Annotated in this window: 15 protein-coding genes; 7 read left to right on the top strand and 8 right to left on the bottom strand. The window is 73.9% G+C overall.

All coding sequences use genetic code 11. The features are described from left to right. Positions 1 to 2 precede the first annotated feature (2 nt). Genes ACGFZ2_RS22980 through ACGFZ2_RS22995 form a run of 4 tightly spaced genes read right to left on the bottom strand, consistent with a single transcriptional unit; the run spans position 3 to position 9,663 of the window. On the bottom strand, positions 3 to 5,876 hold the full coding sequence (locus ACGFZ2_RS22980; RefSeq protein ID WP_393457046.1) for an SDR family NAD(P)-dependent oxidoreductase: 5,874 nt from the start codon (positions 5,874 to 5,876) through the stop codon (positions 3 to 5). Then, positions 5,759 to 6,721 carry an enediyne biosynthesis protein gene (locus tag ACGFZ2_RS22985; RefSeq protein ID WP_393270359.1) on the bottom strand — a complete coding sequence of 321 codons (963 nt, stop codon included), beginning with the start codon at positions 6,719 to 6,721 and terminating at the stop codon, positions 5,759 to 5,761. The genes ACGFZ2_RS22980 and ACGFZ2_RS22985 overlap by 118 nt, the downstream gene beginning before the upstream one ends. Next, positions 6,718 to 8,691, bottom strand: coding sequence for a CRTAC1 family protein (locus ACGFZ2_RS22990; protein ID WP_393456644.1), 1,974 nt, complete (start codon positions 8,689 to 8,691; stop codon positions 6,718 to 6,720). The genes ACGFZ2_RS22985 and ACGFZ2_RS22990 overlap by 4 nt, the downstream gene beginning before the upstream one ends. 3 nt (positions 8,692 to 8,694) lie before the next feature. Beyond that, positions 8,695 to 9,663 (bottom strand): DUF1702 family protein, encoded by a 969-nt coding sequence (locus tag ACGFZ2_RS22995; protein ID WP_393270353.1) that lies wholly within the window; start codon positions 9,661 to 9,663, stop codon positions 8,695 to 8,697. A 300-nt stretch (positions 9,664 to 9,963) separates the two neighbouring features. On the opposite strand from ACGFZ2_RS22995, the gene ACGFZ2_RS23000 reads away from it, so the two are divergent. From ACGFZ2_RS23000 to ACGFZ2_RS23010, 3 genes are all read left to right on the top strand, one after another. Beyond that, entirely contained in the window at positions 9,964 to 10,806 is an 843-nt protein-coding gene (locus tag ACGFZ2_RS23000; RefSeq protein WP_393457049.1) for a helix-turn-helix domain-containing protein, read from the top strand. A 118-nt stretch (positions 10,807 to 10,924) separates the two neighbouring features. Beyond that, positions 10,925 to 12,244, top strand: a complete 1,320-nt coding sequence (locus ACGFZ2_RS23005) for a nucleotide sugar dehydrogenase (RefSeq protein WP_393457052.1) — start codon at positions 10,925 to 10,927, stop codon at positions 12,242 to 12,244. A gap of 6 nt (positions 12,245 to 12,250) precedes the next feature. Then, positions 12,251 to 13,240: an NAD-dependent epimerase/dehydratase family protein gene (locus tag ACGFZ2_RS23010; RefSeq protein WP_393270348.1), complete on the top strand. Its 990-nt coding sequence runs from the start codon at positions 12,251 to 12,253 to the stop codon at positions 13,238 to 13,240. Between the two features lie 248 nt (positions 13,241 to 13,488). On the opposite strand, the gene ACGFZ2_RS23015 is transcribed toward ACGFZ2_RS23010, so the two are convergent. Continuing rightward, positions 13,489 to 14,226, bottom strand: a complete 738-nt coding sequence (locus ACGFZ2_RS23015; RefSeq protein ID WP_393456647.1) for a class I SAM-dependent methyltransferase — start codon at positions 14,224 to 14,226, stop codon at positions 13,489 to 13,491. A 108-nt stretch (positions 14,227 to 14,334) separates the two neighbouring features. Between ACGFZ2_RS23015 and ACGFZ2_RS23020 the strand changes: the two genes are divergently transcribed. After that, positions 14,335 to 14,727, top strand: a complete 393-nt coding sequence (locus ACGFZ2_RS23020) for a metalloregulator ArsR/SmtB family transcription factor (protein WP_350712414.1) — start codon at positions 14,335 to 14,337, stop codon at positions 14,725 to 14,727. A 146-nt stretch (positions 14,728 to 14,873) separates the two neighbouring features. Here the strand turns inward: ACGFZ2_RS23020 and ACGFZ2_RS23025 are convergent, their stop codons facing one another. Continuing rightward, positions 14,874 to 16,061, bottom strand: coding sequence for a glycosyltransferase (locus ACGFZ2_RS23025; RefSeq protein WP_393456650.1), 1,188 nt, complete (start codon positions 16,059 to 16,061; stop codon positions 14,874 to 14,876). A 205-nt stretch (positions 16,062 to 16,266) separates the two neighbouring features. On the opposite strand from ACGFZ2_RS23025, the gene ACGFZ2_RS23030 reads away from it, so the two are divergent. From ACGFZ2_RS23030 to ACGFZ2_RS23040, 3 genes are all read left to right on the top strand, one after another. Next, positions 16,267 to 17,040, top strand: coding sequence for a class I SAM-dependent methyltransferase (locus ACGFZ2_RS23030; RefSeq protein WP_393456653.1), 774 nt, complete (start codon positions 16,267 to 16,269; stop codon positions 17,038 to 17,040). Between the two features lie 178 nt (positions 17,041 to 17,218). Further along, positions 17,219 to 17,764, top strand: a complete 546-nt coding sequence (locus ACGFZ2_RS23035) for an SRPBCC family protein (RefSeq protein WP_350712417.1) — start codon at positions 17,219 to 17,221, stop codon at positions 17,762 to 17,764. Between the two features lie 8 nt (positions 17,765 to 17,772). Beyond that, positions 17,773 to 18,321: an SRPBCC family protein gene (locus ACGFZ2_RS23040; RefSeq protein ID WP_393456656.1), complete on the top strand. Its 549-nt coding sequence runs from the start codon at positions 17,773 to 17,775 to the stop codon at positions 18,319 to 18,321. A gap of 241 nt (positions 18,322 to 18,562) precedes the next feature. Here ACGFZ2_RS23040 and ACGFZ2_RS23045 read toward each other — a convergent pair whose 3' ends face one another. Next, the gene (locus ACGFZ2_RS23045; protein WP_393456659.1) at positions 18,563 to 19,405 is read right to left on the bottom strand and encodes an ABC transporter permease; all 843 of its coding nucleotides are present in this window, start codon (positions 19,403 to 19,405) and stop codon (positions 18,563 to 18,565) included. Then, complete coding sequence (locus ACGFZ2_RS23050) at positions 19,402 to 20,388, bottom strand: ATP-binding cassette domain-containing protein (protein WP_350710726.1); 987 nt, start codon at positions 20,386 to 20,388, stop codon at positions 19,402 to 19,404. The genes ACGFZ2_RS23045 and ACGFZ2_RS23050 overlap by 4 nt, the downstream gene beginning before the upstream one ends. Between the last annotated feature and the right edge of the window lie 36 nt (positions 20,389 to 20,424).

Here is a 20,424-nt window from a genome sequence, read left to right on the forward strand (position 1 = left end):
GCTCACCGCCCCGCCCCGCCGAGCACGGCGACCACGGTCTGTGCCGCCGCTCCCGCGACCGCCACGACCCGGGTGGCGATCCGGACGTCGCCGGCGTCCAGCACCACCCAGCCGTCGGGGAACGCCCCGGGCAGCAGGGTGAGCCGGCCCTCGGGGCGGCCGGCCTTCTGCAGGCACTCCTCCGCGCACCAGACCCGGGTGGCGGCCACGTCCGGCGGGTCGCCGACCTCCGCGACGAGCAGCGCCGCCACGGCGCCGTGCCGACCCACCAGGTCGCGCCGCACGTCCGCCGGGCGGGCGGCCACCGGCTCGGCGTCGCAGGCGAGCGTCCCGTCCCCGGCGACGGCGAGGTCGAGCGGCGCCGAGTGCGCCACGGAGACGGTGTACGGCAGGTCGACCTCCGGCCGTCCGTCAGGCCGGTGCCGCACCACCACGGGCTGGCCCAGCGCGCGGGAGAGCAGCGCGCCGGAGTCGCGGGGCCCGCCGCCGGGCGCGGCGGCGACGGCGATGTCGCCGGGAAACACCTCGGCGAGCCGTCGTTGCAGCAGCGGCCCCAGCAGCACGGGCGGCCAGGACCCGCGCGGCGCGTGCGGACGCACGGCGCGCAGTCGCAGGCCCATCCAGTGCTCGATCACCGCGCCGGTGGCGTCCCGGACGACGACGTCGTACACGTAGGCGGTGCCGTGCTGCTCGCGTTCCCGCGCGGTCATCGTCACGGCCTCGGTGGCCGACAGCTTGGGGCCCGCCGACCAGATCCGGTCGATGCCCTCCGGCAGCAGCGTCGCGTCCGGCACGCACACCTGGATCCCGTGCATGAACGCGTCCCGGGCGCCCGGGTCGCCGAGCACCAGCCGGCCCGGCAGGAAGGCGCTGAACCAGGAGGCGGCGTCGCTGGTGACGACCTCGGCCTCGGCGACGCGCGCCGCGACCTGCCGGTAGCCCTTGATCCGGCGGAACCGACCGGCCTGGAACAACACGTCGCCGTAGAGGTCGCGGGCCGGGTCGAGCGGTACGGCCGGCAGCTCCGCCGGCGCCGGCGCCGCGGTGTACGCCGGGTAGGTCTCGTCCGGCGCGAACCGGAGCCGGGCGCGGAAGTGGTCGGCCGCGAAACCGGTCGCCGCGCTGCGCAGGACGACGTCGATGACCTGCTCCGACCGGACCAGCGCGGCGATGCGTACGGTCGTGCCGGTGTCCGGGTCGACGACCACCGGGCGGTCGAACCGGACCTCCTCGATCACGGGCACCCCCGGGTGCCGGGCCAGGGCGGTGGCCACCTGGGCCATGGCCTCCAACCCGAGCACCGCCGGGAACAGCAGGTCGCCGTCGAGCCGGTGGTCCTCGAGGTACGGATCCGTGGTGCGGGCCAGGTCGACCTCGCAGACCAGCTCGATGCAGTCGTAGCGCACCAGCGGCCGTTCGGTGAAGCGCAGCAGCGGCAGCTCCGAGCGGTGGTAGCGGAGGGTCTCCACGCCGCCGGTGCGCCCGGTGACCACCACCACCGGAGGCAGCGTGTCGTCGGCGACCACCTCGCGCAGGACCCGCAGGCCGTCGTCGGGGCTGATCGGGGTGACGCCGGAGCCGCTCAACGACTCGACCACCGACAGCCGCTCCCCCATGCCGACCCCGGACCACACCGACCACTCCAGGCAGACGGCGCGGCACCCCGGCCGCGTCGCGGCCACCTCCCGGGTCAGCTCGGCCAGCGCCTCGTTCGCCGCGGCGTAGTGCGCCTCGCCGTGCAGTCCGGCCCGCCCGATGATGCTGCCGAACGTGACCAGCAGGCGCAGGTGTGCGGGGTCGACTGCGGCGAGGACCGCCCGCAGGCCGTCGACCTTGGCGGCGAACACGCCCCGCAGGGCCGCCTCGTCCAGGTCGACGAGCGCGGCCGGGGTGTTCTGCCCGGCCCCGTGCAGCACGGCGGTCACCGGGCCCCAGTCGGCGGTCACCGCGGCGACCGCGGCGGCCACCGCGTCGGCGTCGGTGACGTCGACGCGCAGGTAGCGCAGGTCGGACGCGGCGTCCGCGAGCCGCATCAGATTGCCGGCCAGGGCCTCGTCGGCGGCGGGGTCGGACCGGCCGAGGACGGCCAACCGGGCGCCGCTCTCCCGGGCCAGCATCAGCGCGGACTCGGCGGTGATGCCCTTGCCGCCGCCGGTCACCAGCAGCACGTCCGCCGGACCCAGCGGCAGCGCGTCCGGCTCGGCGCCGGACGCGGGCAGCGGGCGCAGCACGGGCACCCGGCGGCCGCCGCCCGGGTCGTACACCACCTCGGTGAAGTCCTCCGTGGCGGCCACGTCGGCGACCACCCGGTCGACCGCGGCCGGTTCGAGGGGGGTGGTCACGACAGTGGTCCGCAGCCGGTCGCCCTCCAGCCGGGCGGTCTTGGCCACCGCCCCCGCCCGCGCCGCCGGCTGCACCACCACGAGCCGCCCGCCGGGCGGTCGGCGCAGCGCCGCCTGGGCCCCGCGCACCGCGACGGCCAGGTGCTCCTCGTCGGGTTCGTCCGGCAGGCAGACCAGCACGCCGTCGCCGACGCCGCCCGCCTCCAGAGCCCGGCGCAACGCGTCCGCGAGCGGGTGGTCGGGGTCGGCGAACACCTGCCAGCGACCGCACGGCTCCGTCGGGTCCGTCACCGGCAGCGGCTCGTCGACCAGGTCGACGACGAAGGTACGCACCCACGGCGCGACGCCGGCGACGAGGTCCGCGCGCTCGTGCGGGGCCTCGCGCTCCCGGGCCTCCAGCGCCTCGGCCATCTCCCGGACGGTGGCGGTGGCGAAGTTGGTCGGTATCGCCACCGCGGAGAGCCCCATCGCGCGGGCGGCCTCGTTGACGAGCTGGCCGACGGTGATCGAGCTCATGTGCAGGTCGTCGAGGAACCGGCTGTCGTCCCGGAGCACCTCCACCGGTAGCTCGGCGCGCTGCGCCACGAGGTGCCGCACCAGCTCCAGCGCGCCGGTGGCGGCCGGCAGCGGGGTTTCGTCGGCCCGGGCCGGAGCCGGGACCGGTTCGACCGCGGCCGGCGCCGGCCCGGCCAGCTCGGGTGCCGCCTCGCACGGGCTCGCGAAGAAGGTGCGGGCGCGGTGCGGGTCGAACGGTCGGGTCAGCCGGTCCTCGAACAGGGCCGGGTACGCGGTCGGGCCGCCGAGCACGTACACCGCGCCGACTGCGGCGAGCAGGCCGGACAGCGACTCGGCGTCGGTGTCGACCGCCAGCGCCGGCACGTCCGGCGCCTGCTCGCGGGCCAGCCCGGTGAGCACCTTGCCGGGGCCGACCTCGAGGAACAGGTCGACCTCGGCGGCGGCGCGTGCCAGCGCGGCGGCGAAGCGCACCGGAGCCTCGATCTGCCGGTGCAGGTGCTGCGGCAGGTCGGTGTCCGACGGGAGGACGGCGCCGGTCACCGTCGAGGCCACCCGGCGCAGCAGCGGCCCGAACCGGCGGGACCGCAGGCACTCGGCGAAGGCGGTGGCCGCCGGTGTCATCAGCGGCGAGTGGAAGGCGTGCGGGACGGGCAGCCGGGTGCAGCTCACCCCCGCCGTCGCGGCCCGCCGGGCCACCTCGGCCACGACGGCGTCGCCGCCGGCGACGACCGTCTGCCGGGGCCCGTTGTAGCCCGCGATCACCGCGCTGGTGCCGGCCAGCAGGGCGACGGTCTCCTCCGGCCCGGCGGTGACGCCCAGCATCGCCCCCGGCGCGGCGTGCCTGGCCATGGCCTCGCCCCGGAGCGTGACGAGTTCCCGCAGCTCGTCCTCGTCGAGGCAGCCCGCCCAGTGCAGCGTGGTGAGCTCGCCGAGGCTGTGGCCGACGACGACGGTCGCGTCGATGTCGAGCGCGGCGAGGGCGCGCAGCCCGGCCAGCGAGCCCGTGACGATCCGGGGTTGGGCGAACGCGGTCGACCCGGCCGCCTCGTCCCTGGGCGGTTCCCCGGCCGCGCGGTAGACGTCGTCCACCTCGGTGAACCGCCGGCGCAGCGCCCCGCCGCCCCAGCCCCGGCCGGAGCCCTGGCCGGGGAACAGGAAGCCGACCCGGACCGGCCGGGTGACCCGGCCGGCGAAGACGCCCCGCGCCGGGTCGACCAGCGTCCCGGCGCCCCCGGGCGCCAGGGCCCGGGCCGCCAGTCCGAGGCCGTGGTCGGCCTCCTCCGGGGACCGGGCCACGACCGCCGCCCGGTACGCGCGGCCGCGCTGGCCCCGGTGCAGGGTCGTGGCGAGGTCGCCCAACTCGGCGAAGGCCAGCCCGGCCACGACCATCCGCAGGTCGTCCAGCCGGTCGTGCAGCTCGTCGCGGGTGTCCGCGTCGACCAGGAGCAGCTCGGCGTCCTGCACGGACCGGGCGAGCTGCTGCGTCCGCCGGTCCAGGGACCGGCGGCGGGGGCGGGTGGGGCCGTCGACGACGAGGTGGGTGTTGATGCCGCCGAAGCCCATCGCGCTGACGCCGGCCCGCTGCGCGGCGCCGGCCGGCCACGGCTCGGCCCGCCGTACGGCGCGCAGCGCGGGCCGGTCCGCGGTGAGTTCCGGGTGCGGCTCGACGCACCCGACGGTCGGCGGGACGACCTGGTGGTGCACGGCCAGCACGGCCTTGATCAGGCCGGCCACCCCGGCCGCGGCCTTGGTGTGACCGATCATCCCCTTGATGGATCCGATCGCGGCGGCGTCGGCGTCCGGATCGGCCGCCCGGCGTTCCTCGCTCAGGGCCCGCAGCTCGGTGCCGTCGCCGACGGCCGTGCCGGTGCCGTGCCCCTCGAACAGCGGCACGGTGTCCACCCCGAAACCGGCCCGCTGGTACGCGCGCCGCAGGGCCAGCCGGTAGCCGGCCGCCTCCGGCCGGGTGATGCCGCCCCGGCCGTCCGAGGAGACGCCCCACCCGGCCACCGAGGCGTAGATGCGCCGGCCCTGCGCGAGCGCGTCCCGCTCCCGCATGAGCACCACCATGCCGCAGCCCTCGCCCGGCCAGAACCCGTTGGACCGGCGGTCGTAGACGCGCATCTCGTCGCCGGCGAGCGCGCCGGTCTTGGCGAAGCCGACCATCTCGAAGGGGTCGATGGAGAGGTCCACGCCGCCGGCCACCGCCACGTCGACGTCGAGGTCGGTCAGGCTGCGGCAGGCCGTGACCACCGACAGCAGCGAGGAGGCGCAGGCCCCGTCCACCGTGTACCCGCCGCCGTGCAGGTCGAAGTGGTTGCAGATCCGCCCGGCGATGGTGTTGGACAGGCCACCCGCGAGGCTGTCCTCGGTGATCTCGGCGAACGGCGCCTTGTAGGAGCGCTCCAGGTCGGCGAGGAAGGCCGCCACCCGGTCGTCGTCCCAGCCCTGCTCGCCGAGGGCGGCGCCCACCACGCGCCGGACGTACGGCCAGCGCAGGCGCATCATGCCGGCCCGGGTGAACTCGCCGGTGAGGGTGTTGCCGACGACCACCGCCGTCCGCTCCCGCGGCAGCCCGTCGCCCTCGGGGTACCCGGCGTCGGCGAGTGCCTGCGCGGCCATGTCGAGGGCCAGCCAGTGGGTGAGGTCGGTGGACCGGTACGTGCTCCCGCTGACCTTGAACCCGACCCGGTCGAACTCGTAGCCCTCGATGACGGCCGCGTTGCCGGCGTAGTAGCGGTCGGGGGCGGCCGGGTCCGGGGACCAGTAGTCGGCGGCCCGCATCCGCTCGTCGGGCAGGCGGCGGAACGCGCGCCGCCCGGCGAGGGCGTTCTCCCACAGCTGCCCGGGGCCGGCGGCGTCCGGGAAGCGGCAGGCCAGGCCGACGACGGCGATCCTGCTCATGCCCGCACCATCTCGCGGGCCACGGGTGGCACTGTGCCGTCGACGGCCCCCGGGGCGGCGGGCGTCGTGCCCCTGCCGTCGCGGGCGGCGACGCGCACCGCGTGCAGCGACCAGAGGAAGCCGCCCCGGATCAGGCAGACGATGGCGGTGGCGAAGAAGAGGCCGTAGACGATGGACGCGCCGGTGAGGACGCCGTACACCAGGGCCACCCCGCCGCCGAAGGCGAACTGGGACAGCGGCCGCGACGGGGTCGTTCCCGGGTCGGTGATCATGTAGTTGGTGAACAGGACGAACGCCACCCCGGTCATGGTGGCCAGCGCCGACGGGATGGAGGTGTCCAGCACGAGCCCCCGCACCACCGACTGGAGCACGAAGACGCCCAGCCAGCCGGCGATCAGCCACATCCGGCCGGTGAGCTTCGCGTTGAGCATGGTGCCGAAGACGACGATGACCGCGGGGACGATCCAGTCCGCGGGGCCCTCCAGGTATTCGGTGAACTGGTACGGCGGGGAGATCGAGATCCACGGGAAGAGCAGCAGCACCACGGCGATGCCGAAGTTGGACGGGTTCATGAAGTGCCGCAGCCGGCCGTTGACCGGCACCCGCAGCAGCCACTTCCCGCTGATCGCCACGGCCACCGCGAAGATCATCACCGGCAGGCGGTCGTTGACGTACAGCAGCATGTTCACCGCGAGGGCGGTGATGTGCGCGGGGTAGAGGAACTCGACCAGGCCGCGCAGGCCGTTGCCGCGGAACCGGGGCGGGCGCTGCTCGGCCCGCGCGCCGATGATCTCCAGCCCGAGCTCGACGGTGTAGCCGGTGGCGAGCGCGATCAGCGGCCACGCCCAGGCCTGCTCGAAGCCGAGGACGGTGTAGCCGGCGATGTTGAGGATGGTGATGGAGATGGCGAACCTGCGCAGCGCGGTGATCCGCGGGTCCTTCGCCGGCTTCTGCGTCATCGCGAGACCTCCCGAGCCTGCGAACCGAGGGTGAGGGTGTGTCGACCGGCGGTGAGCGACAACTCCTGCTCGTGCGGGACGCCGGACCGATCCCGCCAGGTGAGGTGGACCGACACCGGGCCGGTCACGTCGCCGAGACCGAGCGACACCTCGTTGCTGCGCCGGCCCGAGTGGCCGCTGCCGCCGTCGACCCGGTCGATGAGCACCCGGCCGTCCGGCGTGGTCACCCGGACCTGCGCGCCGACGACCGGCGACCCCGCCCCGGCGAGGGGGCCGGCGGCCGGCGCCTGCTCGTGCAGCAGCCGCAGGGTGAGGAAGGACCCGGTGTCCGGGCTGTCGTTGCGGTAGAAGACCGGCGCGTCCCACTGCCGGGCGACGGCGAAGTCGAGCCGGCCGTCGCCGTCGGCGTCGCCGGTCGCGATGCCCCGGCTGGGCACCCGGTCGGCCAGGCCCAGTTCATGGCTGAGGTCCTCGTAGCGGCCGTCGGCGCCCCGGACGTGGAAGGCCAGGTGCTGGCCCCCGGCGATGTCGTCGCCCTGCTCGACCCTGGGCCACCAGCGGGGGTTGGACAGCAGGTCGTCGTTGGCGGTGGCCGCCTCCTGCAACTGCGCCCAGCGGTTGACCTCGCCCTTGACGAAGCCGGCGGTCTGCACGATCGCCGGTTCGCCGCGGTTGGTGAAGTCGCCGAACTTGACGTCCCAGCTCCACCCGCTCCAGGCCAGGCCCAGCTCGGCGCTCCGGTCGTGCCACGGTGCCTCGCCGGCCCGCAACGCGGCGCGCAGCGCACCGGTGTCGGCGGCGGTGTTGACGAACGCGAAGTTGCTCTCCTGGATGCCGAACGAGGTGGTGATGTTGCCAACGTACAGGTCGAACATGCCGTCGCCGTCGATGTCACCGAAGTCCACGCCCATGCCCTTGAACGAGTCGTGGCCGAGCCGCTTGGACTTGGGGGTCAGGCCCGGCAGCCCGGGGCTCTCGACCAGCGCGAAGTCGATCCGCCCCCGCTCCGACCGGTTGTGCAGCAGCCGGTCCGGCCCGAAGTCGTTGGCCACGTACAGCTCGGGCAGCTGGTCGCCGTCGAGGTCGTTGGCGGCGACGGCCAGGGTCCAGCCCCGGGAGACCTTGGTGTCGAAGACGTCCGGGACCTCGGCGAAGGAGACGCTCGGCGTGGCGCCGGCGGTGGCGCCGGTCCACCGGAACACGTGGTCCTCGCCGCCGTTGAGGCCGTTGGACATGGACCGGTTCATCGCCACCCCGCCGTGCACGGTGTCGTCGAGGACGGCGCTGTCGGGGAAGTAGTTGCCGATGTAGACGTCGAGCTGCCCGTCGCCGTCGAAGTCGGCCAGCGTGGCGGCGTTCGTGTTCCACTTCGGCCCGTCGTACCGGCTCCCGCCGGTCGCCGCGCCCGGCACCAGCTCGACCGGGTGGTAGGCGTCCCGGGACAGCCCGGTCGCGTCGGCCCGGGCGAGGAAGACCACCGGGGTCCGGCCCCACCAGTACACGAGCAGGTCGGTGCGGCCGTCGGCGTTGAGGTCGCCGGGCAGGCAGCCCATCGGGGCGATGTACGGGTTCGTCGGCAGCGGCGCCGGGTCCAGCACGAACGGCTGGTAACGCTCGGCGCCGGCGGTCGGGGCCGGGGTCACCACGACGCGGTCGACGCGCGGGTCGGTGACGCACATGTCGTTGGCCAGCCCGTCGCCGTCCAGGTCGTTCATCGCGACGCCGGCGCCGACGGAGGAGATCCACGCCGCCAGGTGCTGGTACGCGCCGTTGACCCGGCGGATCGACTGCTGCGGCAGCCCGCCCGGCATCGGCAGCGACATCGGCGTGAACCGGTACGGCTGTGCCATGGCGCGCCGCTCGTCGGCGTTCGCCTCCGGCTGCCGGACCAGCACGTACATGCCGGTGAGCAGCACCAGCGCGACCAGTCCGGCGATCTGCCGGCGGAACATAGTGATGATTGCCGACAAGGGTCAGCACCTCCCCAGCGTCACGAACTGCTTGGCGATCCGCTGCCGCCACACCAGGTAGGCCGGCTCCGGCCCGTCCCGGTCGAGGTCGGCCAGCGCGGCCTGGGTGACCGCCGCCGCCTCGGCCGGTGGCGCGCCGCAGAAGACGTCGGTGGCGACCGCGGTGTGCGCGGTGGTCAGTCCGGCGCGCTCCCGGGCCTCCGCCGCGAAGGCGCTGCCCTGGGCCATCGCCGGGGCGTACGCGCCGCTGCGCTCACGCAGCCGCCGCAGGTCCTCGGGCGGTGCCCCGCCGGCGTACGTGGCGGCCAGCGCCACCCCGCTGTACAGGTCCTCGTGCCGGTCCGGCGGGAACCCGTCGACCGTGTCGGCGATCCGGTCGGTATCGCCGCCCTCGACGAACCACAGCGCCCGGCCGATGCCCTGGTCCACGACGCGCCCGGTCCACCGCCCGATCGGGTCGCCGGGCCAGGGCAGCACCTCGTCGCGCCGGTGCGACCGCACGTACCGCCGGGTGTGGAAGTACGCCTGGTGGAATCCGTAGCCGTCCAGGGCGAGCCAGCCCAGCAGCCGGTCGGCGGGTTGGATGGCGTGCCGACGCCAGCGGGGCAGGCGGGCCATCGCCCAGCCCACCCCGACATGGACCATGTAGACGTGCCGGGCGGCCGGCCCGGCCAGGAACCGGGCGACCCGGCGGCCACCGGTCAGCCCGTCCAGGACGGCGAGGCCCATCGCCGCGCCCTCGTACGCGAACCCGCGCAGCTCCGGCTCGACGGTCTCCAGCGCCACGGCCGCCTCGTCCGGGCCGCGGGCGCCGACGGCGTGCCCGTAGCCGGTGAGGAAGTGGGCGCCGACCGACTCCAGCCGCTCACGGGTCGGCTCGTCCCGGGCGCGGAAGCCGCGGGTCGCGAAGGTGGTCTGGGCCATCCCCGGCGTCAGGACGTATTGACGAATGGTTCGCCAATTGGCGGGCATGGCGCACTCCTCCCGCAGGTGGGACGCGGTTGAATCAGACGACGGTTGACGAAATGGTTCGTCGAAATCCAGCTCCGACGGGAGCCGGCGGATCGCCGTACCGCTACGGACCCATGTTTCACGGCGTTCATCGGATCCACTTCTCCCAACTTGCTCGGCTGACCCGCCAAAGGCTCCCCAGCCGGTTGCCGAGGCGTTCAAGAAATCGTCAAGGAGGACTACGCAGACTCCTCTGCGGTGCCCGATCCACTGCCACAGGGAGCTGATGTGAAATCGACGTCTGGCGTTGCCCGGAGCACGATGGAGCAGTCCCGGGAGGCGGCTGCGGCGCGGGCGATCGACTACATGCGCCGGCATCTGTCGGAGCCGCTGCAGCTGGCCGACCTGGCCCGGGTGGTTCCCTTCAGTCCGTTCCACTTCCACCGGCTGTTCCGTGACGTGACCACGATGACCCCGGCCCGCTTCCTCGCCGCGCTGCGGATGGCGGAGGCCCGCCGGATGCTGCTGCACTCCGGCCTGACGGTGACCGCGATCAGCGGCCACGTCGGCTACACGAGCGCGGGGACGTTCACCACCCAGTTCTCCCGGCTGGTCGGCACGTCGCCGGGGCACTTCCGGCAGATGTCCCGGCTGCTGGCCGGCCGGCCCTGCCACGTCCTGGCGGGCTGGCTGCGCAACGCCGTCACGGAGGTCACCCGGCCCCGGATGGTGCTGCACGTGCCCGACAGCGAGCCGGGCGACCTGGTGCTGGTCGGCCTGCGGGCCGACGGGGAGGCCGCGGACGCGTCGACCGCCTGGGCGGTGGCGCCCGACGGCGCGCAGGTCCCGGTGGTGGCGCGCCCGGGCACGTACCAGGCCCGGGTCGTGCTGGTCCGGGGCGACAGCACGCTGACCCGGGCCCTGGTGGACGAGGAGCCCACCAGCCACCTGGTCGGCACCGCCGAGCTGGTGCTGCCCCAGGACGGCTGCGCGGCCACCCCGGTCGCCACCGCGCCGCCGCGGCCGACCGACCCGCCGGCGCTGGCCATCGGCCCGGTGTGCCGGCTCGTCGAGACGTTCACGCGGCTGTCCGGCCCGGTGGGCCGGTCGGGCCCGGCCTGGCCGGCCGGCCGCACCGCGCTGGCCGCGGCGGCCATCGCGTGACCCGGCGGCACGGGCACGCACGCGTGTCGGCGACAGGACCACGAGGTCGTGACCAGGAAGGCGGTGCCGGGCCATCATGCCGTTCCTTCCCGACCCGGGCGGACCGTCCCCGCTGAGGGTGGTCATCGCCGGTGCCGGCTACGTCGGCACCTGTCTCGCCGTCACCCTCGCCGGCCGCGGCGCCGAAGTGGTCGCCGTCGACAGCGACCCGGGCACCGTCGCGGACCTGCGGGCCGGCCGCTGCCGGCTGCCCGAACCCGGCCTGGCCGGCGCCGTCCGGGACCTCGCCGCCACCGGGCGACTGACGGCCAGCACGTCGTACGACCCGGTCGGCGCGGCGGACGTGGTGGTCGTGACTGTCGGCACGCCGACCGACGCCGGCCACGAGATGGTCACCGACCAGCTCGTGGCGGCGTGCGAGCAGATCGCCCAGCGGCTGCGCGCCGGGCAACTGGTGATCCTCAAGTCGACGGTCTCCCCCGGCACCACCCGGACCCTCGTCGCGCCCCTGCTGGAGAGCGGCGGGCTGGTGCACGAGCGCGACTTCGGGCTGGCCTTCTGCCCGGAGCGACTCGCCGAGGGGGTGGCGCTGGCGCAGGTGCGGACGCTGCCGGTGGTGGTGGGCGGGTGCGGCCCGCGCAGCGCCGCCGCGGCCGAACGGTTCTGGCGGTCCGCGCTCGGCGTGGACGTCCGGCAGGTGCCGTCGGCCGAGGCCGCCGAGGTGGTCAAGCTCGCGACCAACTGGTGGATCGACGCGAACGTGGCGATCGCCAACGAGCTCGCCCGGTACTGCGCGGTGCTGGGGGTGGACGTCCTCGACGTCATCGGCGCGGCGAACACCCTGCCCAAGGGCAGCAGCATGGTGAACCTGCTGCTGCCGGGGGTGGGTGTCGGCGGCTCCTGCCTGACGAAGGACCCGTGGATGGCGTGGCGGGACGGGCGGGACCGGGGCGTGCCCCTGCGCACGGTCGAGACCGCGCGCGCGGTCAACGACGACATGCCCCGGCACACCGCCGCCGTCATCGCCGACGAGTTGGTCAAGCTGGGGCGGGACCGGTCCGACACGACGATCGCCGTGCTCGGTGCGGCGTTCAAGAACGACACCGGGGACGTCCGCAACACTCCGGTGCGCGGGGTCGTGGCGGCGCTGCGCGACAGCGGCTTCCGGGTCCGGATCTTCGACCCGCTGGCCGACCCCGCCGAGATCGTCGCCCGGTTCGGCACCGCACCGGCGGCGAGCCTGGACGAGGCGGTGAGCGGGGCGGGCTGCCTGGCCTTCCTCGCCGGGCACCGCCAGTTCCACGAGCTCGACTTCGGCGCCCTGGCCGAGCGGGTGGACGAGCCCTGCCTGGTCTTCGACGGCCGCATGCACCTCTCGCCGGCGCGCATCCGCGAGCTGCACCGGTTCGGCTTCGCCTACCGCGGCATTGGAAGGTGAGGAACAGTGCCCAGATCCCTGGTCACCGGCGGCTTCGGCTTCGTCGGCAGTCACGTCGTCGAACGGCTGGTCCGCCGGGGTGACGAGGTCGTCGTCTTCGACCTCGCCGACCCGCCGCCCGACCTGGAGCACCCGCCGGGCGCGATCCGGCACGTTCGCGGCGACGTCCGGGACGCCGACGGGCTGGCGGCTGCCGCCACCGGGGCGGAGGAGGTCTACCACCTCGCGGCGGTCGTCGGCGTCGACCGGTACCTGAGCCGGCCGCTGGACGTGGTCGAGATCAACGTGGACGGCACCCGCAACGCGCTGCGCGCCGCGCTGCGCGCCGGCGCCCGGGTCGTGGTGTCCAGCACGAGCGAGGTGTACGGGCGCAATCCGCGGGTGCCGTGGCGGGAGGACGACGACCGGGTGCTCGGCAGCACGGCGACGGACCGGTGGTCGTACTCGACGAGCAAGGCGGCGGCCGAGCACCTGGCGTTCGCGTTCCACCGGCAGGAGGGCCTGCCGGTGACGGTCCTGCGGTACTTCAACGTCTACGGCCCGCGCCAGCGCCCGGCCTACGTCCTGAGCCGCACCGTCGCCCGCCTGCTGCGGGGCGTTCCGCCCGTGGTGTACGACGACGGCCGCCAGACGCGGTGCTTCACCTGGATCGACGAGGCGGCCGAGGCGACCCTGCTGGCCGCCGCCCACCCGCGCGCCGTCGGCGAGTGTTTCAACATCGGCAGCAGCGTGGAGACCACCGTCGCCGAGGCGATCCGGCTGGCCGGCACGGTGGCCGGGGTGCCGGTGGCGGCCCAGACCGCGGACACCGGAGCCGGGCTCGGCTCCCGCTACCAGGACATCCCCCGCCGCGTGCCGGACTGCGGCAAGGCCGCCGCGCTGCTGGACTGGCGGGCCCGCGTACCGCTGGTGACCGGCCTGCGCCGGACCGTCGAGTGGGCCCGCCGCAACCCGTGGTGGACCGCCCAGGCCGACGACGGACTGGTCGTCAGGTAGGTCGGGCCGGTGCGTCGACCCGCGCCGATCCGGCCAGGCACGAAAAGGGAACCGGGACACATTCCGACGAATCCGTGAACGGTTCACGAGATCGCCGACGACCGTCCGGTTCCAGCATTTTCCGACAAAATGACAGATAGATCGTTGTGAACGGCAGACTGCCCCGGCCGCGATGCCGCAGCTAGCGTCCTGCCGGCTATATGGAGCCCGGAAAGATCGACTGTCGTCGAGCCGCTCGACCGGGGTGGTCAGCCCTTTGACGGGGTGCCGGATCCGCCGGTGCGCGTCGCCACGAATAGGCCCCGGCCGGTCAACCAGCCCTCGACGTACGTGGACTCGCAGCCGGCCGCCGCGAACGCCGAGTCGTACTCCTCGCGGGTGAACATGGTGAGCAGGCCGACCTGGCTGAACTCCCGGATCCCGGCGGCGTCGCCGACGAGCCAGCGCTCCTCCATCCGCGTCACCCGCCCCTGCCGGGTGGACCGCGACACCCGCGCCACCGTGCGGCCCTCCTCGCGCACCAGGTCGCCGCCGACGTACCCGTCGATGAACCGCTCCGGGAACCACCACGGCTCGAGCACCAGTACGCCGCCCGGCGCCAGGTGGGCCGACATCGCCGCCACGGCGGCCCGCATCTCGGCCACCGTGCCGAGGAAGTTGACCGCGGTGAACAGGCAGGTCACCGCGTCGAACGTGACGCCGAGGTCGAACGCCCGCATGTCCCCGGCGTGCAGGCGCACCCCGGGCAGCCGGTGTCGGGCCAGCGCCAGCATCGCCGGGGCCAGTTCGAGCCCCTCCACGTGGGGAAAGCGGGCGGCGAGGGTCTCGAGGTGCGCACCCGTGCCGCAGCCGACGTCGAGCAGCCGGACGGCGTCGGGGCGGGCGGCCAGGATCCGGTCGGCCACGTCCGTCGCCTCGTCGTGCCAGCTCTTGCCGCGGCCGCGGTAGGCGGCCTCGTACACCTCGGCGTGCTCCGGTCCGAACATCTCTCCCCCTCGCGGCATGGCCGCCCGTCCGTCGGCGCCCCGGCGGTACCGGGGCCCGACCGGCCGAACCGGCGGCTTCTATAACCCCGGTCTGATATTGTCGTACCCGTGCACGCGTTCGACATCCTGGGCGATCCCGTCCGCCGGCGCATCATCGAGCTGCTGGCGGACGGTGAACTGTCGGCCGGCGAGGTCGGTGCGGTCGTGCAGCGCGAGTTCGGCATCTCCCAGCCCGGCGTCTCCCAGCACCTGCGCGTGCTGCGGGAGAACGGCTTCGCCACCGTCCGCCCACAGGGCACCCGACGGCTCTACGCGGTCGACCCCGCCCCCCTGCAGGAACTCGACCGGTGGCTGGAGCGCTACCGGCGCTTCTGGAACCAGCGCCTCGACGCCCTGGGCACCGAGATCGCGCGCGGTCGCGCCCGCCAGGGCGAGGGCCGCACCGGCGGGTCCGAGGGGCGCCGGCCGCGCCCCCGGGCGTCCGCCGACGGCCAGGACTAGGTGGTACGGGCAGTCGCCGACGGCCACGACCAGGCGCCACGGGCAACCACGGACAGCCGCGACCAGGCGTCACGGGCAGTCAGCCCCGCCCGGTGGACGGGCGCCGGCGGGGCCGACACGGGCCGGCCCCGGCGGCGTACCGCCGGTCAGCCCGCGCTGCGGGAGGCGAAGTCCGGCAGCAGTCGGACGACCTCGTCGGGGCCCGGCATGGCGGCGATCTCGGCCGCCACGGCCCGCGCCCCGGTCCGGTAGCTCTCGTCGGTCAGCAGGCGCTTCGCGGCGCCCGCCACCGAGTCGGGGCTGATGTTGTCGGGCAGGAGATGGTCGCCGGCGCCGGCCTGCGCCACCGCCTGCGCGTTGGCGAAGGAGTCCCCCGCCCACGGGAAGGACAGCTGCGGCACGCCGACGCCCAGGGCGCCGAGGGTCGTGCCGCTGCCGCCGTGGTGCACCACCAGGTCGACGTGGGGCAGCAGGGCCGCCTGCGGGACCCATGCCTCCAGCCGCACGTTGGCCGGCACCTCGCCCAGCCCGCTGACGTCGAGGGACGGGCCGCTGGCGACCAGGACGTCGGCGTCGAGGCCGGCGAGCCCGTCGATCGCCGCCCGCAGCACCTCGACGGTGCCGCCGCTGGACGTGCCCAGCGTCAGGTAGACCAGCGGGCGGGCGGTGCCGCGCGAGGACACCCAGGCCGGGAGGTCGCCCTGCTCGGCGAAGGGCACCGGGCGCAGCTCGTGGCGCCGCGGGCGGGCCCGGAACTCCGGCTCCTGCAGCGACGGCGGGAAGATGTCGATGAAGGGGTTGCCGAAGCCGTCGATGCGCCCAGGCGGCAGGTCGAGGCCGAGCCGCTGGGCCAGCCCCCGCACCTCCTCCTCGATGGACCGGGTCAGGTCGTCCGGCGTGTCCCGGCCGACCCCGTGGCAGATGGTCGGGATGCCGGCCTTGAGGGCGGCCAGCCCGGCGCCGTAGTTGCTGATCTCCTGCACCACGAGGTCGGGCCGCAGCCGCTCGATCACCGGCTGGAGCTCGTCGAGGACGCGCTGTGGGATGACCCGCCCGAACACGATCTGCGGCAGCTCGCTGAGCTGCTCGGGGGTCAGCCCCTCGGGGCTGTCGGTGTCGAAGCGGATCCGCAGCGCCGCCAGGAACCCGTCGAAGACCGGCATCCCGGTCGCGACCGGCTCGAAGCCCAGCTTCCGCAGGGTGCCCGCGAAGCCCTCGCCGGTGGCGAAGGTGACCTCGTGGCCCGCCGCACGGGCGGCCGTGGCCAGCGGCAGCAGGGGATAGGTGTGGCCGTGGGTTCCGAGACTGGCGAACAGCACACGCACGGTGATCACTTGCCTTTCCAGGAGTTGGCAGGGCGACCCGTCTACTTGATTCATATCTAGCACACCGGCAAGTCGATCTACAGTGGCTCATCTTGCGCAAGTCCCACGCGCGGGCAACGACCTGAGGATCACGGCCGGTGCGACCGTATTGTGCCGACCCTACCCCTCCACTACGCTTGAAACTATCAAGTGATCTACGCAATGGAGGCTGCGGATGGACAGCGGCGACGGTCAGGACCTGCGTGCGTTCGTGCACGACTCACCGGAGGAGACGGAGACCACCCAGCGCCTGACGAAGCTCTTGACCAACTCCCCCATCCCGACGGAGGAACTGGTCAACAACCTCCCCCTGTTCCTGCGCCGCCACCAGATGACCGACCTGCTCTCCATGGACGCGCTCTACCGTGAGGTCCTCGACATCCCGGGCGTGATCATGGAGTTCGGCGTCCGGTTCGGCCGTCACCTCGCCACCTTCGCCGCCCTGCGCGGTGTCTACGAGCCCTACAACCCGCTGCGGCGCATCGTCGGCTTCGACACCTTCACCGGCTTCCCCGACGTCAACGACGTCGACCGCGTCGGCCCGACGGCGTACGAGGGCCGCTTCGCCGTACCCGGGGGCTATCCGGCGTACCTGAAAGAGGTGCTGGACGCGCACGAGTGCAGCGACTTCTTCGGGCACGTGACGCAGCGCAGCGTGCTCGTCGAGGGGGACGTCCGGGAGACGGTGCCGCGCTACCTCGCGGAGAACCCGCAGACCGTCATCGCGCTGGCGTACTTCGACCTCGACCTCTACGAGCCGACGAAGGCCGTGCTGGAGGCGATCCGGCCCTACCTCACCAAGGGCAGCATCGTCGCCTTCGACGAGCTCGACAATCCGAAGTGGCCCGGCGAGAACATCGCGATGCGGGAGGTGCTCGGGCTGGACCACGCCCCGCTGCGCCTGCTGCCGGGCCGCCCGGCGCCGGCGTACCTGCGGTGGGGCGACTGACCGGCGGCACCTGCCGCGGGGCCCGGGACGGCGACACCCGGCGGGAACCGCGGCGCTCGCGCGCGATTGACCGGACTACGTATAAACTATAACTTACGTTCGTGCCGACTTATGGAGGAGGATGGGCGGACCCCGTCTGACCCGCCCATCCGCCGCGCAGCGACAGTGAGGACGAGACATGACTCAGGAGAAGACCGCACCGGCCGCGAAGAGCACGACCACCAAGAGCACCGCCGCGAAGAAGCCGAAGCCCCCGAACTACGACCCGTTCGTCCGGCACAGCGTCACTGTCAAGGCCGACCGCAAGACCGCCTTCACGGTGTTCCTCGAAGGCTTCCCCGAGTGGTGGCCGAACAACTTCCGCACCACGAAGGTCGGGGCCCCACTGGGCGTCGACAAGAAGGGCGGTCGCTGGTATGAGATCGACGAGCAGGGCGAGGAGCACACCTTCGGCCTGATCCGGAAGGTCGACTCGCCGGACACGCTGGTCATCGGCTGGCGGCTCAACGGCTTCGGCCGGATCGACCCGGACAACGCGAGCGAGTTCACCGTGACCTTCGTGGCCGACGGCCAGAAAAAGACCCGGGTGGACGTCGAGCACACCCACTTCGACCGGATGGGCACCAAGCACGCCAAGCGGGTCCGCAACGGCATGGACAAGGGCTGGCCGACGATCCTCCAGTCGTTCCAGAACAAGATCGACGAAGAAGGGGCGAAGAAGTGAACGGCCCGGTGGCATCAGGTCAGGCGACGGAGCGGGCCCTCGGCCGGCGCACCATCCCGGCCGGCGAAGCCCGCAGCATCATCATCCGGCAGCGGTACGACGCGCCCGTCGACGAGGTCTGGAGCGCCTGCACCGACCCGAACCGCATCAACCGCTGGTTCATCGAGCCCAAGGGCGACCTCCGCGAGGGCGGCAACTTCGCCCTGCAGGGCAACGCCAGCGGCGACATCCTGCGCTGCGAGCCGCCGCGGCGGCTCACCATCAGCTGGGTGTACGAGGGCAAGCCGGACAGCGAGGTGGAGCTGCGACTCAGCGAGGAGGGCGACGGCACCCTGCTGGAGCTCGAGCACGCGACGACCTCGGAGCAGATGCTCGTGGAGGTCGGCATCGGCTGGGAGATGGCCCTCGACTTCCTCGGCATGTTCCTCCGGGGCGACCTGCCGGGCGGCCCGGTCCCGGAGGACGCGGCCGAGGAGTTCGAGCCGAGCCCCGAGATGATGCGGATCTCGCAGGAGCGCGGCGAGGCCTGGGCCGCGCTGGTCCACTCCGGTTCGTAGCCGGGGCGACGGCTGCTCGACCGACCACGACGCGGCCCCGGACGGACTCACGTCCGTCCGGGGCCGTCGTCCGTTCGCCGGCCGTGACGACGGCTCCCCGGACCGCACCGCCCCCACGCCGGGAGGATGCGCGCCCCGTCGGCCGGTAGGCACGTCAGCAGGACAGCACCGGGGTGCGCCGCGACGGCCCCGGGCGCCTGCCGGGGGAGGCAGGGGGCACCGGGGCCGTCGGTAAGGGGTGTCAGCGCTGCTTGCGGCTGTAGAGCCAGATCGTGGGCGGGGCGAGCAGCACGATGAGCACGGCACAGGTCAGCAGGCCGGCACCCATCTCCCCCGAGGTCACCGTGCCGTGCATCAGCCCGCGGGTGGCGGTCGCGGCATGGGTGACCGGGTTCAGCTTGACCACCGCCTCCAGCCAGCCCGGCATCGTCTGCGACGGCGCCAGGATGTTGCTGCCGAAGAGCAGCACGAACTGCAGGAGGTTGACCACGCCGGCGGCGGCGGTCGGCTGCGGGATCAGCACCGCGAACAGCATCCACAGCCAGGCGACGCTGAACGTGAACAGTTGCAGGTAGAGCAGGGCGAGCACCACCCCGGACAGGCCGCCGTCCGGCCGGAAGCCGAGCAGCAGGCCCAGCGACAGCGGCACGATCGAGGTCAGGGCGTACCGGACGGCGTCGCCGGTCATCGCCCCGACCAGCACCGCGGGCTGCCAGATGGGCGTGCTGCGGACCCGGTCGAACATGCCGGTGGCGATGTCCCGGTTGAGCGTCAGGGCGCTCATCATGCTCGACGACACCAGCGAGAGGACGATCACGCCGGGGAGGAAGAACTGCAGGTACTCCCGGGGCGAGCCGGCGATCGCGCCGCCGAGCAGGTAGGTAAAGACCAGCGTCAGGATGATCGGGAAGACCACCGCCGTGCCCAGGTGGTCCTGCACGTACCGGAGCTTGATCAGGTTTCGCCAGGCGAAGGTGCGGACGGCGAACAGCGGGCCGGGGCGGGGCGGCCGTTCCGTGCCGGCCACCGACCGGCTGAAGATCTCGGCCGGCAGCGGCCGCGCCTCGGTGCTGGGTGTCGTCATGCCCGTACCTCTGCTTCCTCTTCTTCGCTGGCGTCGAGCGTCGAGTGGCCGGTGAGGGCGAGGAACACCGTGTCGAGCGAGGGCTGGCCGAGCGTGAAGTCGTCGACGTGGATGCCGGCCCGCGCCAGCTCGCCCAGGGCCAGCGCCGCCCGGTCGGGGTCGGTCACCCGCACCGACAGCCGCGCCGGATCCGAGTCGAGGTCGGCGGCGGCGCCGACGGCCCGGGCGAGCAGGGTGCCCGCGTCGGCCCGGCGCTCGGGGTCGCGCAGCCGGACGTCGAGCACGCCGGCGGCGCGGCTCGCCTTCAACTCCGGCGGGGTGCCCTGCGCCACGATGCGGCCGTGGTCGATGAGCGTCAGCTCGTCGGCGAGGTGGTCCGCCTCGTCGAGGTACTGCGTGGTCAGCAGGACGGTGCCCCCGTCCCGGACCAGTGCCCGGATCATCTCCCAGACCTCGCTGCGGCTGCGCGGGTCGAGGCCGGTGGTCGGCTCGTCGAGGAACAGCAGCTCGGGGGTGACCACCATGCTCGCGGCCACGTCGATGCGCCGCCGCTGCCCGCCGGAGAAGGTCTTCACCAGTCGGCTGCCGACCTCGGCGAGGTCGAACGCCTCCATCAGCTGCTCCGCCCGGGCGACCGCGGACGCGTGCCGGAGACCCTGCAGGCGGCCGGCGAGGATCAGATTCTGCATGCCGGTCATGTCCTCGTCGAGGGACATGGTCTGGCCGGTGAGGCCGATGCGGCGCCGGACCTCGGCGGCCTCGCGGACCACGTCGTGCCCGAGCACGGACGCGGTGCCGGAGGTGGGTCGCATCAGCGTGGCGAGCATCTTGATGGCCGTCGTCTTGCCGGCCCCGTTCGGGCCCAGCACCCCGTGGATCGTCCCGGCCCGCACCGCCAGGTCCAGTCCGTCGACCGCGCGCGTCTGGCCGAAGACCTTCACCAGCTCACGGGTCTCGATGGCCAAGGCCGGATTGGTTGTCATGCTCACTCCTGTCGCGTCACAGGCGAACTCGGGCAG

Origin of the sequence: Micromonospora sp. NPDC048063, from assembly GCF_043202855.1 — a bacterium.
Classification (GTDB): domain Bacteria; phylum Actinomycetota; class Actinomycetes; order Mycobacteriales; family Micromonosporaceae; genus Micromonospora.